At 54.1% G+C, this 14,553-nt stretch carries 11 protein-coding genes; 6 read left to right on the top strand and 5 right to left on the bottom strand.

The features are described 5' to 3' along the window. Window positions 1–112 precede the first annotated feature (112 nt). Window positions 113–544, bottom strand: a complete 432-nt coding sequence (gene mutT, locus J4E05_RS12510) for an 8-oxo-dGTP diphosphatase MutT (RefSeq protein WP_349597568.1) — start codon at window positions 542–544, stop codon at window positions 113–115. Window positions 545–678: 134 nt separating this feature from the next. Between mutT and J4E05_RS12505 the strand changes: the two genes are divergently transcribed. After that, window positions 679–1,566, top strand: coding sequence for an alpha/beta hydrolase (locus J4E05_RS12505; protein WP_349596033.1), 888 nt, complete (start codon window positions 679–681; stop codon window positions 1,564–1,566). A 49-nt stretch (window positions 1,567–1,615) separates the two neighbouring features. On the opposite strand, the gene trpA is transcribed toward J4E05_RS12505, so the two are convergent. Together trpA and trpB are read right to left on the bottom strand one after the other, a co-directional pair. After that, a complete protein-coding gene (trpA, locus tag J4E05_RS12500; protein ID WP_349596030.1) occupies window positions 1,616–2,401 on the bottom strand; it encodes a tryptophan synthase subunit alpha in 786 nt (261 codons plus the stop codon). Further along, the gene (gene trpB, locus J4E05_RS12495) at window positions 2,398–3,660 is read right to left on the bottom strand and encodes a tryptophan synthase subunit beta (protein ID WP_349596027.1); all 1,263 of its coding nucleotides are present in this window, start codon (window positions 3,658–3,660) and stop codon (window positions 2,398–2,400) included. The genes trpA and trpB overlap by 4 nt, the downstream gene beginning before the upstream one ends. Window positions 3,661–3,768: 108 nt before the next feature. Here trpB and J4E05_RS12490 point away from each other — a divergent pair, with 108 nt between their 5' ends. After that, window positions 3,769–4,659 (top strand): LysR substrate-binding domain-containing protein, encoded by an 891-nt coding sequence (locus J4E05_RS12490; protein ID WP_349596024.1) that lies wholly within the window; start codon window positions 3,769–3,771, stop codon window positions 4,657–4,659. 221 nt (window positions 4,660–4,880) lie between these two features. Here J4E05_RS12490 and secA read toward each other — a convergent pair whose 3' ends face one another. Then, window positions 4,881–7,604, bottom strand: coding sequence for a preprotein translocase subunit SecA (secA, locus tag J4E05_RS12485; RefSeq protein ID WP_085594573.1), 2,724 nt, complete (start codon window positions 7,602–7,604; stop codon window positions 4,881–4,883). A gap of 307 nt (window positions 7,605–7,911) precedes the next feature. Here secA and J4E05_RS12480 point away from each other — a divergent pair, with 307 nt between their 5' ends. From J4E05_RS12480 to argJ, 4 genes are all read left to right on the top strand, one after another. Beyond that, the gene (locus J4E05_RS12480) at window positions 7,912–9,033 is read left to right on the top strand and encodes a hypothetical protein (protein WP_349596020.1); all 1,122 of its coding nucleotides are present in this window, start codon (window positions 7,912–7,914) and stop codon (window positions 9,031–9,033) included. A gap of 40 nt (window positions 9,034–9,073) precedes the next feature. Next, on the top strand, window positions 9,074–10,177 hold the full coding sequence (locus J4E05_RS12475; protein ID WP_349596017.1) for an SPM autocatalytic domain-containing protein: 1,104 nt from the start codon (window positions 9,074–9,076) through the stop codon (window positions 10,175–10,177). A gap of 483 nt (window positions 10,178–10,660) precedes the next feature. Beyond that, window positions 10,661–11,500 carry a peptidylprolyl isomerase gene (locus J4E05_RS12470; RefSeq protein WP_349596014.1) on the top strand — a complete coding sequence of 280 codons (840 nt, stop codon included), beginning with the start codon at window positions 10,661–10,663 and terminating at the stop codon, window positions 11,498–11,500. Between the two features lie 159 nt (window positions 11,501–11,659). Further along, a complete protein-coding gene (gene argJ / locus J4E05_RS12465) occupies window positions 11,660–12,889 on the top strand; it encodes a bifunctional glutamate N-acetyltransferase/amino-acid acetyltransferase ArgJ (RefSeq protein WP_349596012.1) in 1,230 nt (409 codons plus the stop codon). Between the two features lie 134 nt (window positions 12,890–13,023). Here argJ and J4E05_RS12460 read toward each other — a convergent pair whose 3' ends face one another. Further along, window positions 13,024–14,304 carry a pentapeptide repeat-containing protein gene (locus J4E05_RS12460; protein ID WP_349596009.1) on the bottom strand — a complete coding sequence of 427 codons (1,281 nt, stop codon included), beginning with the start codon at window positions 14,302–14,304 and terminating at the stop codon, window positions 13,024–13,026. Window positions 14,305–14,553 lie beyond the last annotated feature (249 nt).

Genomic DNA, 14,553 nt, shown 5'->3' with positions numbered 1-14,553 from the left:
ATAATAACCACGACCACGCCTTAAAGCACAGCCGGTTATCCACAACCGTTTCCCAAAGCCCCATTCATTTCAGATGGCCACATCACCGGGCCACAGGACCAATGGAAAAAGTTTATAAAAAGTCACGCAGCATCGCCACCAGCGGCACATCGGCCGGTGGCATAGGATAATCGCCCAAACGCATGGGCCGCACCCATTTCACCGACTGCCCTTCCATCGGGCGAATTTCACCTTTCCAGACCCGGCACAAATAAAGCGGCATCATCAGATGGAAATCGTCATAGGTGAAAGAGGCAAAGGTAAACGGTGCCAGACAGCTTTCAGTAATATCGATATCCAGCTCTTCCTTAAGCTCGCGCACAAGGGCCATTTCCGGGGTTTCCCCGGGCTCGACCTTGCCGCCGGGAAATTCCCATAGCCCGGCCATCGATTTACCTTCGGGGCGCTGCGCAATTAACACCCGATGATCAACATCAACCAGTGCCACAGCACTGACAAACACGGTGCGCTCGGGCACGCGACCCTGACGCAAATCGACCGACATGCAGCCGCTATCTGGTTTTTGAACTGTCATGGGGCATTTTTATCGCGCTAACGATTTTCCGCCAAGAGGGGATGCAATCCTTTTGATGTTTTTTTGCGTATACACAAACAGATCCATAACAATGTCCCGGTGCCATGCCTCGCCCAAAATTATTTATCATCGCCGCCAACGCCCTGCTTGCTACCTTTCTTTTGGCCGGGTGCGACAAACTGGGGGCCTTTAACAGCCTGCAAGCCGGGGACTTAACCCCGGATCTGGCTGATATACCCTATGGGCCCGATCCCCGCCAAAAAATGGATATTTACCTGCCACCGGCCCACCTGCGCCCGGCCCCTTTGATTGTGTGGTTTTACGGGGGGTCGTGGGATTCGGGGGAGAAACGCAAATACGCCTTTGTCGCCAAGCGGTTTATTGAAATGGGCTATGGCGTTGCCATTCCCGATTATCGCCTGGTACCTGCGGTGCATTATCCTGCCTTTGTCGCCGATGGCGCACGGGCCGTTGCATTTGCCCATCAATATGCCATCAGTCACCCCAATGAAATTGATGACAAAAAGCTGGTATTGGCCGGACACAGCGCCGGGGCCTATAACGCCGTGCAACTGGTTGCCAATCCGGCTTTTTTACACAATGTCGGTATGGCGCGCGACGATATAGCCGGGATTATCGGCCTTTCCGGCCCGTATGATTTTTACCCCTACGATGTCACTGCCACCCAAATTGCCTTTGGCGATACCGCCGCAAAGGATAGCCAGCCGGTTAACCAGGACCTGCATGACATGCCGCCACTATTGTTAATTACCGGTGAAGATGACCACACGGTTTTCCCACGCAATTCCATTCGCCTGGCGGCCCTGGCCCCTCATGCCACACTGGTAAAAATCCCCGATACCGGGCATGTCGGCACCGTTGTCGGGCTGGGTACATTTTTAACTGGTGACCGACGTATCACAACCCCGATCAAAACCTTTTTGCATGATGTTGCCCCCATTGATGCACCCATGCCAGGTGCCCCGCAATAAGGCCCCTAGCATTGGTTTGACCATCAAAATAATAAAGATCACCGCTTGCCTAACGCGGCAAGGCTGACGCCAGCGATGCCACCTCGCCCAGTGCGGCTGCGACCCCATGTTTTGCCAGTACATCCACCAGCCGCGACCCCACAACCACCAAATCGGCATGGGCGGCAACCTTGCGCACCTGTTGCACGCTGCGAATGCCAAACCCCGCAGCAACAGGCAAATCTGTATGCGCCCGCAACCGGGTTATTGCTGCGGCTATCACCTGTTCGTCCGGTGTGCCTGCACCCGTCGTTCCTGCTATCGCAATATGATAGACAAACCCGGTTGCCGGTTTTAGCACGGCGGCCATACGCGCATCGCTGCTGGTTGGGGCTGTCATTGCAATCAGATGCAGGCCTGCTTTTTCCAGTTGCGGGCGATAGACATTGGCGTGCTCAAGGGGTAAATCCACCAAAATCACCGCATCGGCCCCTGCGTCTGCCACGTCGGCAAAAAAACGCGCCGGTCCATAATGCAGCACCGGGTTAAAATACCCCATCACCACAATTGGCGTCGCATCATCGCGCAGCCGCACTTCACGCAGCATTGCCATCATCTGGTCCAGTGTTTGCCCACCTGCCAATGCGCGAATATTGGCCGCCTGCAATATTGGCCCGTCTGCCACCGGGTCGCTAAAGGGCATTCCCAACTCGATAATATCGGCGCCGGCCCGGCCCAACTGGCATAAAAGGTCAAGTGATGTCGTATAATCAGGGTCACCACCGGCAAAATATGTTACCAGCCCGGCACGATTTTCGCGTTTCAACGCGTCCAGTTTCCGATCAAGGCGGTTCATGCCTGCGCCCCTTTTTTCCCGTGTGTTTCGGTATTATTTTGCTTACGCCCAAAATGCGTTACGGTTTCAATATCCTTGTCGCCGCGCCCGCTTAAACACACGATCAAATTTTGGTCTGGTGCCATTTTCGGTGCCAGTTTGCGTGCAAAAGCCAAGGCGTGCGAACTTTCAAGTGCAGGAAGAATACCTTCCAGCCGGGTTAACCAGTGAAAGGCTGCAATGGCTTCATCGTCGGTGACAGAAGGATAATTGACCCGTTTCAGATCATGCAGCAACGCATGTTCCGGCCCGACACCGGGGTAATCCAGCCCGGCCGAAACCGAATGTGCATTGCGGATTTGACCATCGCGATCTTGCAAAAAATAACTAAGGCAGCCATGCAAAACGCCCTTTTCGCCCGTACCGATACAGGCGGCGTGATCGCCGGTTTCAATGCCCCGTCCCCCTGCTTCAACCCCGTAAAGTTTAACGTCGGCATGGCCTAAAAACGGGTAAAAAAACCCGATGGCGTTGGAACCGCCCCCCACACACGCCACCATCGCATCAGGCAAACGCCCGGTTTTTTGTTTTATCTGGGCATAGGTTTCATTGCCGATAATACGTTGTAAATCACGCACAATACGCGGATAGGGGTGGGGCCCGGCCCCGGTACCCAGCAAATAATAGGTGGTATCAACATGGGTTATCCAGTCGCGCAGGGCTTCGTTCATGGCATCTTTCAGGGTGGCAGTGCCCGAATGCACCGGCATGACCATTGCCCCCAGCATTTCCATGCGCTGTACATTCACCTGTTGCCGGGCAATGTCTTCGGCCCCCATATAAACCACGCATTCCATAGCAAACAGGGCGCAGGCCGTGGCCGTGGCAACACCATGTTGCCCCGCACCGGTTTCGGCGATAACACGTTTTTTCCCCATGCGCCGCGCCAGCAAGATTTGCCCCATGCAATTGTTAATTTTGTGCGCACCGGTATGGTTCAAATCTTCGCGTTTCAAAAAAACCTGGGCCCCACCCAATTCTGACGTCACGTTCCCTGCTTTAAACAGGGGGCTGGGGCGGCCCACATAATCGGTTAGAATTTCTTGAAGCTCATCCCAATAGGTTTGGTCATTGCGGGCTGCGGCGTAAACCTGTTCAAGCGCCCGCAAGGCAGGCATCAGGGTTTCAGGCATATATTGGCCACCAAACGGGCCAAACTGCCCTAATTCATCAGGCTCTTCGTGATGAAAATTATGTGTTCGCACGGGCTGCACCGTCATGTCCTCCGGTTTGGAACGATGTAATTTTGCCCAGACTAGGAAAAAATTCAGGCCGCCGGAATCGACAAATTCTTGTCTATTAATGTGAGAAAAACTAACATCATATTTATGATCAAATTACCGCCCCTCAATGCCCTTAGGGTTTTTAACGCCGCTGCCCGCCATTTGAATTTTTCATTGGCAGCCAAAGAACTATGCGTCACCCACAGTGCCGTTAGTCATCAGGTTCGACATTTGGAAGACTGGATGGGATGCACCCTGTTCGTGCGTCATGCTGGCGGCGTGCGACTAACCGATGCGGGGCAAAGCCTGCAACAAACAACGCAACAGGCATTTAGTTTACTCGAAGCCCGATGCGAGGAACTGTTAAATCGCAACGAACCCCGGCACCTGCTTTTGGCCGCCCCGGCCAGTTTTCTGGCAAACTGGCTTATTCCACGAATTGAACGGTTTGAAGCCCGCCACCCCGATATTATTGTAAAACTGCAAACCAACGCCGACCTTGCCACCCTGCAAACACGCCAGGTCGATGCCATTATTCTTGCCGGGCAAAACTGGCCCGCCGATATCCTTGCCCGACCATTATTTGCCGAAACCATCGGCCCGGTTTGCGCCCCATCCCAAGCGAAAAATATCACAACCGCCGAAGACGTAATATTGCAGCCCATGTTGCAAACATCCTCGCGGCCCCTGGCATGGCAAGACTGGGTCAAACAAAACGGCCTTAATGGCGCACAAATCAAACCCGGTCGCCAGTTTGACCATTTGGGCCTGATGCTTGAAGCCGCCACCGCCGGGCTTGGCATTGCCATTGCCCCATCGGTTCTGATCGCGCAGGAGCTTTATCGCCATCGCCTGGTCGCCCCGTTGGGCTTTGTCGCATCGGGGGCATCATTTTGCCTGTGCACCCGGGAAAATGACACGGCATCCCCCCAGCTTACCCAATTGCACGCATGGCTAACCGACGAAGCCGCAAGCGACGCCGCCGGGACGCCATAAACCTGGACCATCATCTAACGCGGCAGTGGTAAATACGCGAAACAAACCGGCGGGTGCAAAGGCAGACCTGAGCATGCCCGACACGATGTGTCGCATGCAAACGACAGTGACCGAATAAGTGGTAAAACCGCCTTAACGACCCCGACACCACAGCTTTTCCCATAAAAAAACGCGCCGTTTTTGACACAGCGCGTTTTTCAAAATCAAATCTTTGCCGCCAATCAGGCAAGCTGGCCGTGGCAATGTTTGTATTTTTTGCCCGAGCCACAAGGGCACGGCGCATTGCGCGAAACGCGTCCCCAGGTCGAGGGATCGTTGGCATCAACATCAACGCCACTGCCCTGACGGGACTGTACCGTTTCCTGCTGGCGTTCTTCCGCTGCCGTGGCAGCCGTTGCATCACCTTCAGGGGCAGGATGGTTTTCCTGCATTTGCTGCTGGCGGCGCGGTTCCAGGTCTTCCGGGCGCGGGGCAGATTGCAATTCAACATGCGACAACATCTGCGTCACACGTTCACGCAACGTGCCCAGCATGCCTTCAAACAGGTTAAAGGCTTCGCGTTTAAATTCGTTCAGCGGGTCGCGCTGACCATATGCGCGCAGGCCGATGCCCTGACGCAAATGGTCCAGTGCCAGAAGGTGGTCTTTCCATGACTGGTCCAGCAACTGTAACAGCAGGCTTTTTTCGACCTGGCGAATAATGTCGCTGCCGTAATTGGCGACCTTGGCGGCCATTTTCGAATCAACGGCCTTGGCGATGCGGTCGTGAACTTCCGCAGGATCAATGCCTTCTTCCTTGATCCAGTCGGCCACCGGCAAATCCAGACCGAACAAACGCAGGCATTCTTCATGCAGCGAGTCTGCTTCCCACTGTTCCGGGTAAATCTTTTCCGGGCAATGGCGGGCAACAATGCCTTCGATGACTTCGGCGCGCATTTCGGCAACGTCTTCGGCAACGTCTTTTGCCTGCATCAAATCGCGGCGTTGTTCGTAAATGACCTTACGCTGGTCATTCATCACATCGTCAAATTTCAACAGGTTCTTACGAATGTCGAAGTTGCGGCCTTCAACTTTCTGCTGTGCTTTTTCAAGGGCTTTGTTGATCCACGGATGATAGATCGCCTCGCCTTTTTCCAGCCCCAGTTTCTGCAACATGCTGTCCATGCGCTCGGACCCGAAAATACGCATCAGGTCATCTTCCAGCGACAGGAAGAATTTCGATCCCCCCGGGTCACCCTGACGACCGGAACGACCGCGCAGCTGGTTATCAATCCGGCGCGATTCGTGGCGTTCGGTTGCAATCACAAACAAACCGCCCGCTTCCAGAACCTTTTTCTGATCCTCGATCACTTCCTGGCGAATCCGCTCGATGCCAGCTTCACGTTCGGCATCGGGCACATCCGCCAGTTCCAGTTCGGCGCGCATTTCCACGTTACCGCCCAGTTTAATGTCGGTACCGCGACCGGCCATGTTGGTGGCAATGGTAATAGCACCCGGTGCACCGGCCTGTGCCACGATATAGGCTTCGCGTTCGTGCTGCTTGGCGTTCAGAATTTCGTGGGGAATTTTACGCTTTTTCAAAAGCGCGCTCAGCATTTCCGATTTATCGATCGAAACGGTGCCGACCAGGCAGGGTTGCTGACGGGCATGGGCTTCGACCAGCAAGTCGGCAATGGCATCCCATTTTTCTTCCGCGGTCCGATAAATTTCGTCGTCGAAATCCTTACGGGCAATCGGGCGATGGGTCGGAATTTCCACCACGCGCAGGCCGTAAATTTCTTCAAATTCTTCGGCTTCGGTCATGGCCGTGCCGGTCATGCCTGCCAGTTTCGGATACAGACGGAAATAGTTCTGGAACGTGATCGATGCCAAAGTCTGGTTTTCGTTCTGAACTTCAACCCGTTCCTTGGCTTCCAGTGCCTGATGCAACCCGTCGGAATACCGGCGGCCTTCCATCATGCGGCCGGTAAATTCGTCAATAATCACAACCTTGCCATCCTTGACGATATAGTCGGTATCGCGCTGGAACAGTTTATGGGCGCGCAGCGCCTGGTTGGTGTGATGGACCAGATGAATATTGGCGATGTCGTACAGCGTGCCTTCGGTCAGAATGCCCATTTCACCTAGCAGTTGCTCGGCGTGTTCGGTGCCTTCTTCGGTCAGGGTAACGGCCCGGGCCTTTTCGTCTTTTTCGTAATCGGCTTCGACCAGTTTCGGGATCAGCTGATCCACCGCCATATACATCGCCGATCCGTCTTCGGCGGGGCCGGAAATGATCAGCGGGGTCCGGGCTTCGTCCACCAGAATCGAATCGACTTCATCGACGATGGCATAGTTGAATTCGCGCTGAACCATGTCTTCCAGACGGAATTTCATGTTATCGCGCAAATAGTCAAAGCCAAGTTCATTATTGGTGGCATAGGTGATGTCACACCGATAAGCCGCCCGGCGCTGGTCGTCGGTCATGCCATGCATGATCACGCCGACCGTCATCCCCAGGAAGCCGTAAACCTGCCCCATCCATTCCGCATCGCGGCGGGCCAGATAGTCGTTGACCGTCACAACATGCACACCCTTACCCGACAGGGCATTCAGGTAGACCGGCAAGGTCGATACCAGCGTTTTACCCTCACCGGTTTTCATCTCGGCAATTTTACTGTCGTTAAGAACGATACCGCCAGTCAGCTGCACATCGTAATGGCGTTCGCCGCGCACACGTTTTGCGGCTTCGCGCACCGTGGCATAGGCATCGGGCAGAACCTGTTCTAGGGTCTCACCATTCGTCAGACGATCGCGCAGCCAGTCGGTCCGGGCGCGCAGTTCTTCGTCAGACAGTTTTTCGACCTCGGGTTCCAAGGCGTTGATTTGCTCGACCGTGGCCCGAAGGGCTTTGATTTCACGATCGTTAGCTGAACCGAAAATTTTCCGGGCAATGACGCCGAGCATTAAAACGTTCCTGGATAAAATGAAAATAACAAACAGACGGGTCACGGTACATACACCGGGCCCGATCACAGATAGAACCCTGACTTTGATCTGTCAACGGAACGAACCACTAAGATGTACGTAGAATACCCGCTTTCCTATCATTCCGTATAAATCTGGCTGTTTTTTGGTCCTTGAGATAGGCGTAAAAACACTTTATGATAAAACCTTAAGTTTTCAAAAGCGGGCAAGTAGCCCGAACATATTGCCCGATGCAGCAATTGTTGCACCATGATCAGGCGGTATTGTGCCTCAGGAGGAGGATACTATGGCGGACATATCCGCATTTGGCCCGCTACGTGGCGGCTCGATACCCAGCACAGATGCCCGGTTAACCCAGGGCCATGGAACCGATTCAGAAGCTGGATCGCGCCTTGGTCGCCCGGCATCCCAGGCGGTTGACCGTCTTTCGCTATCCCCGCAAGCTGTTAGCGCCGCACAAGCCAGCGACAAACCTGCTGCCACCACCGCCAACCCGATGATTTCGGCTGACGGGCTGGGCTCGACAGCCCTGTCATCGGCGCTGGAACTGATTCGCGGCAGCATGACAGAAATGTTTGCCCTGTCTGGCATGAGCGACGATGAAGCCACCGCCGCCACACAGGCCCTGTTTGATGACATCACAAAAATGGCATCCGGGTCCGACAATTTTGATTTTTCTTTCAAGCAGGCCATTGCCAGCCATTCGCGCAGCGAAATTGCCTATAGCAATGGCAATGCATCGGCGGCGGGCTTTGCCGAGTCTGCCATGTTTGCCGCCCAGTCGCTCGATATCAGCATCGATAACACCACTGGCGATTTTTCCTTTAGCTATAACACCGCCAAACTTGAAGTTTCCCGCGTGGCGGTTTCGGCCGTTGGCAACAGCGCCGGTGCCGCCCTGGGCGCACTGGGCACCGCACTAAACGGTTTGGGTGGTGCAAACCTGATAAACAGCCTGGGTCAATCGGCCAATGCCGGTGATGGCGGGTTACTGTTTGATATTAACGGGTCCGGCGTGGCCGACTTCATTAAAGATTTGCTGGAGCGCACCACCGGGGATTCCAGTGCTGCGAACAAAACCGGTGATCAGGATACGACGGCAAACACAACCAATGGCACCGCCGCCGCCACACAGGCAGGCCCCAGTGCCGCCGACCTGGCCCTGAAACATGCAAGCGACCTTCAGGCACAACTGATGAAACAGGCCGCGGTAATCGTGCGCGATGTTCAGCAATTGATGCAACCGGGCGAAAATGGCGTTGATAAACCGGTTACCAAACTGGGAATCGATTTGTTGTTGCCAATGGGCCGCGCAGGAAATGATGGCAACACACCCACATTCCAGATGCCCGATGGTAACAAGCTGTCCATTACGCCAGCCGATGATGCAAACAGCGTAACGGCCTGAACCGCCTGTTTCTGAAACGCTGTCATCATGGAGGCAGCCGATGGTTTCCCTTAATCTGAACAATGCGGCACAAGGCCGGGCAAGTTCGCTGGTATCGCTACAACAAAACAGCGCCACTGCAAGTGCAACCGCCCTTCAGGTATCGGCAACACGCGGTCAGGCTTCGGCCAGTATTGTTAGTAATGCGGCACAATTAACAAGCGCGCGGCTTAGCCTGTCAGCCACAGGCAACAGCAACAACACGCCCGGGGCAACGGCCACGCCGGGGGGTGATGCTGTTTCGTCGCAAATTTCCAAATTGCTGCATTTGTCAGGCAGCGGCGGCGGCGAAGTAATTAATGATGCGTCGCGCCGAATGAACCGTGATGCCCTGATCGTGCTGGCGATGCTGGGTATTCCCCCGGCAAAAGCCCGCGAAATGGCCGACCAGCTAACCGGCGCTGCCACGGCAGACAGCATTGGCAGCGAGGCAAATTTCAAATCCTCGCTGGCACAATCGGGCCAGGCATCAAACGGGTTTTCGCTGGTGGCTAGCAGTGTTGAACTGCAATTCAGCCAGACCAGCTTGCAAGCCAGCAGCAGCAACGGCGGCAGTACCCGTATTTCGGTTAGCGATTTACAGGTCCGCGTTAGCCAAATTCGCATGGAGATTGGCAATGTCACCCAGCAGGACCCGTTAATTCTGGATCTGGATGGCAATGGCATCGACATTACCAGCCTGCGCGACGGCGCCGTTTTTGACCTTGATGGTAACGGCACGGCCACCCAGGCCGCCTGGGTTACCGGTAACGATGCGTTGCTGGCACTTGATAAAAACAAAAACGGTAAAATCGATGATGGCCGTGAATTGTTTGGCGACCAGAACGGTGCCACCGATGGATTTGCCGAACTGGCAACCTATGACGACAACAACGATGGCACCATCGATGCGCAGGACAAGGTATTTTCATCGCTGATTCTGCTACATGCCGACGGATCACAATCCAGCCTGCAAGACGAAGGCATATCAAGCATTCGTCTTTCGGCAATTACGCCGCTATCGCAACGTCTGGTTGGTGGTACGCTCGCCGCAGAGGGCCAGTTTGAACGCGATGACGGCAGCATTGGCAAAGTTGGTGAAGTCCTGCTTGATATGGAAGCATAGGCAAACCTGGCCTGTGGGATGCTGAACGATCACCACCTGTAATCTGAAATCTCCTGTGGTGGGTACAGCACGCGAAGCTTTCCTATCGATATGCTGCCGTTTTGGCATAGTGGTTATCAATGCGTCATCATCAATTAGCGTGGTCATGCCCCGCTGTCCTTCCTGCTCTGTACTGTTCCAGTTCCTACAGCCATGCGGTTTTCTAACGTCCGCCTCAGCGGATTACAGAGCCAAATTTGCACGCCATTAACACATCAATGGTGTTTTCCAGATGCCAATTGGCACTGTCTCTCCCTTAAATTGCCGCATTATGGGGTTATTTACGGGCCTCGGGATCGTTTCATTATCACTTTTGCGCCAGCCACCGGGAAAAAACCGTGACATTGGCGGGCTGCCTCTTGTGCCATGATAAAGGATATGATTTACCCGTTAGATAACAGGAACAGGGTCATCCGGCCCTTAATAAATAAATCTGGAGAAAACATGCTGCGTAAAACCCTTCTCGCTGCTTCACTGGCCACCGTCCTTTTTGCATCTCCGGCCATGGCGCAGGATTCTGCACCGGCCGAAGACAAGGTTCTGGCGACCGTAAACGGCGAAAAAATTATGGAATCCGAAGTGCGCGCTACGCAGCAGGGGCTTCCGGCACAGTATCGCCAGTATCCGTTTGAGGCCCTTAAGCCGATGCTTCTGGACCGCGAAATCAGCCAGCGTCTGTTGACCATGGCGGGTGAAAAAGCCGGCCTGAACGACGACGAAGAAGTCAAAGATCGCGTTGCCGCCATGAAGCGCCGCATCGTTGCTGAAACCTACCTTGACCGTGAAATTGCCAAGGTTGTGACTGAAGACGCGGTTAAAGCACGCTATGACGAATTCATTAAAACCAATGAACCGGAAAACCAGGTTCACGCCCGTCATATCCTGCTGAAAACCGAAGAAGACGCCAAAGCCATAATCAAGGAACTTGATGGCGGTGCGGATTTTGCCGATCTGGCCAAAGAAAAATCAACCGGCCCGTCTGGCCCCACCGGGGGTGATCTGGGCTTTTTCAGCCATGACCAGATGGTACCGGAATTTGCGGATGCCGCGTTCAAAATGGAACCGGGCAGCTACAGCAAGGAACCGGTTAAAACCCAGTTTGGCTGGCACGTTATCAAGGTTGAAGAAACCAAAAAAGGCGAACAGCCCAGCTTTGAAGACAAACGTACCGAGCTGACCGCCGAACTGACCCAGGAAACCTACAAAAAGCTGGTTGCTGACCTGCGATCAGATGCTGAAGTAGACAACACCCTGGAAACCCCGGACGCCAAAGAAAGCAAATAAGCTGTTAATGGCACCACAAAGTGCCTTATCGGGCTTGATTGCCAAATGACCAGACGGGGTTGGCCCAACGGCCTGCCCCGTTTTTTTGCCTGTATCCTGCATATTATACCATATTTTGCATTCCCGGTTTCGCCCGGCCAGACAAGGGACATTAAACACATGGCTGCACATACCGTTTCGCCGCTTGCCCCGGCTGCTTTTCCCGAATTGCCCGAAATTGGCGGCCTGACGCTGCATACCGCAACCCTTGGCATTCGCTATAAGGGGCGCCCGGATGTTTTGCTGGCCGAACTGGCATCAGGCACCAGCGTTGCAGCTGTTTTTACCACATCAACCACGGCATCGGCCGCTGTACGCTGGGGCCGCGAAGCCCTGCGCGGCGGTACCGCACGGGCATTTCTGGTTAATGCGGGCAATTCCATTGCCTTTACCGGCAAGGCTGGCGAACAGTTTGTTGCCGATGAAGTTGCCGCAACCACCAAATTGTTGTCGTGCGAGAAAAACGAGGTTTTCACCGCGTCAACCGGTGTGATCGGTGAACCGGCCACTGCAAACCGCATTACCGATGCCCTGCCCGCAATGCTGGAAGCAAAGGCAAGCTGGTCGGATGCGGCACGCGCCATCATGACGACCGATACCTTTGCCAAGGGGGCAGCAGCCACCAGCGAAATTGGCGGCACACCGGTTAAAATTGCCGGGATCGCAAAAGGTTCAGGCATGATCGAGCCGAACATGGCGACCATGCTGGCCTTTGTTTTTACCGATGCCAAAATTCCGCATGCAACCTTGCAGGCCATGCTGGCCGATTGTAACGGCCGCAGCTTTAACGCCATCACGGTCGATAGCGATACATCGACATCCGATACCCTGCTATGCGCAGCAACAGGGGCCGCTGGCAACGCCGAATTTGACGATGCCAATGGGGCCGACCTGGCCGGGTTTAAAACCGCCCTTGAAGCTGTTCTGGTTGACCTTGCCCATCAAATCGTGCGCGACGGCGAAGGAGCCAGCAAATTTATCACGGTGAATGTCACATCAGCCCTTAATGATGCCGAGGCCAAAACCGCAGCAAAGGCGATTGCCAATTCGCCCCTGGTGAAAACCGCCATTGCCGGTGAAGATGCCAACTGGGGCCGGATTGTGATGGCTGTTGGCAAATGTGGCGTGATGGCCGATCCCAACAAACTGACCGTTTCCATTGGCGGCATTCCCCTTGCACATAAGGGCGAACGGGTTGCCGATTTTGACGAGGCCCCGGTAACCGCCCACATCAAGGGTCAATATATCGACATTGATGTTGATCTGGGTTTTGGCAACGGATCGGCGACCGTCTGGACCTGCGATTTGACCCACGGCTATATTTCCATCAATGCCGATTACAGAAGCTAAAGCCCGATAACCCGGGCTGCTGCCGGCTGAATGACATACACAAAGGCGGTGCATGTGTTTCACAGCACCGCCTTTGTTATATGCAAAGCATAATATCCATCTTGCCAAAGGAAACGGGCAATTCTGCGTCAGGGTCAGGCTTTATCCAGTGACTTTCCCATAACAGGTGTCAATGCCGCCTGCATGTTGCACCCTTCAAAATCGGCACCGTCAACATCGCATGATTTAAAGGTCGCCCCGGAAACATTTGCCCCATTCAACAGGGTGTTTCGCAGCCGCACTTCGACAAATTTTACATTGCGCAAATCGCACTGAAGCAAGCTGGCATCGCTTAAATCCGCCTTCCAGCTTTCGCCGGTAGCACTTCCGGTGGCATCGCGCTGGGCAACGGGTCCCATATGCACGCCCATCAACACAGCACGATCCAGCTTCGCCCCCATCAAGCGAATCCCCGAACAATGTGCCCCGGTAAATTTCGCCCCTTCAAGGTTGGCATTACGAAAAGATGCCAAAATAAGCACTGCATCCATAAACTTTGTTTCACGCAACGTGCAATTATCAAAACAGGCTCCGGTCAGGTCACTGCCCGATAAATCAATGCCTGATAAATCCTCGCCCGCTACATTTAACGGGCTTCCGGTTTGCCCTTCGCTGCTAATCCAGGCGGCATGCCGATCAATACGTTCCTGGATGGAATCGGGCAATTTGGGGCCTCGTTTAACGCCAATTGCCCCACTGGTGTTGCAGCGACTTAAATCTACCTGCGACAAATCGACATTGCGCAGGTTAACCCCGCTTAAATCGGCACCGGTAAGGTCGGTATATTTAAGGCGCGCGCCTTTCAGGTTCGCATTCTTTAACTTGGCCCCGGTCAGGCGACACCCGCTCAGGTCTGCGCCCTCCAGATTGACGGCAAACATGTTGGCTTCGCTCATATCAACATTGTGCAGTTTGGTACCGCTCATGTTGGTATTTGCCAGATTGGCACCCCACATTTTGGCCCCCGACAAATCAGCACCGCTCAGGTTACTACGACGGCTGACAGACTTTTCGTGCCCGGCATCAAGGATAATAATCGATCCTGCCCGAAGGTCGGCCTCGGTAAAGTCGGTGTCGCATAACCGGCAACGCGCCATATTAACGCCACGCATATCGGCACGGTTAAAAAACGACCCTTCCAGGTCAGCCTCGACAAAATTACTGGCAAAAAGATCGGCGAAATCAAACCGGACATCATGCATTACAGCCTGAATAAAGTTGGTTCCCGGCAACACGGCATCGGCCAGCGTTATGCGTCGCACCTTAAGACGCGACAAATTGGCATTGCGCACTTGCAACCGCTTACCGCCCGGTTTTCGCGAGACAAACGCCTGATGAAGACGAATGGCTTCATATAGCTCCTCGCGCGTTGTCACCGATATTCCCCCCGCACCACAAAAAACCGGTTTTTATTTTTTTAACGCATTGGATCGCCGCGCTCCGGGCACTTGTGCTGCAATGCCCCTTTTTAACCTTCATAAAACTATACAATAGAATTAATTTTCGACAATGTTAAAGGAAGGTTAACACCGCTTCGCCGAGCACTCTTTTTCCAACGCGCACACGAACCCTCTGGTTAAGGCTTCATCTTTTTATCCCCCCTGCCGGTTTTATCCGTTACACAT

It is taken from the genome of Thalassospira sp. NFXS8 (genome assembly GCF_040148805.1).
GTDB lineage: Bacteria > Pseudomonadota > Alphaproteobacteria > Rhodospirillales > Thalassospiraceae > Thalassospira.
Note: the sequence above shows the minus strand (reverse complement) of the source record. Positions and strands in the feature narration are given on the sequence as shown.

Coding starts and splice junctions, on each gene's coding strand:
- mutT (WP_349597568.1), bottom strand. CDS start 544: ATGTCGGTCGATTTGCGTCAGGGTCGCGTGCCCGAGCGCACCGTGTTT.
- J4E05_RS12505 (WP_349596033.1), top strand. CDS start 679: ATGCCTCGCCCAAAATTATTTATCATCGCCGCCAACGCCCTGCTTGCT.
- trpA (WP_349596030.1), bottom strand. CDS start 2,401: ATGAACCGCCTTGATCGGAAACTGGACGCGTTGAAACGCGAAAATCGT.
- trpB (WP_349596027.1), bottom strand. CDS start 3,660: ATGACGGTGCAGCCCGTGCGAACACATAATTTTCATCACGAAGAGCCT.
- J4E05_RS12490 (WP_349596024.1), top strand. CDS start 3,769: ATGATCAAATTACCGCCCCTCAATGCCCTTAGGGTTTTTAACGCCGCT.
- secA (WP_085594573.1), bottom strand. CDS start 7,604: ATGCTCGGCGTCATTGCCCGGAAAATTTTCGGTTCAGCTAACGATCGT.
- J4E05_RS12480 (WP_349596020.1), top strand. CDS start 7,912: ATGGCGGACATATCCGCATTTGGCCCGCTACGTGGCGGCTCGATACCC.
- J4E05_RS12475 (WP_349596017.1), top strand. CDS start 9,074: ATGGTTTCCCTTAATCTGAACAATGCGGCACAAGGCCGGGCAAGTTCG.
- J4E05_RS12470 (WP_349596014.1), top strand. CDS start 10,661: ATGCTGCGTAAAACCCTTCTCGCTGCTTCACTGGCCACCGTCCTTTTT.
- argJ (WP_349596012.1), top strand. CDS start 11,660: ATGGCTGCACATACCGTTTCGCCGCTTGCCCCGGCTGCTTTTCCCGAA.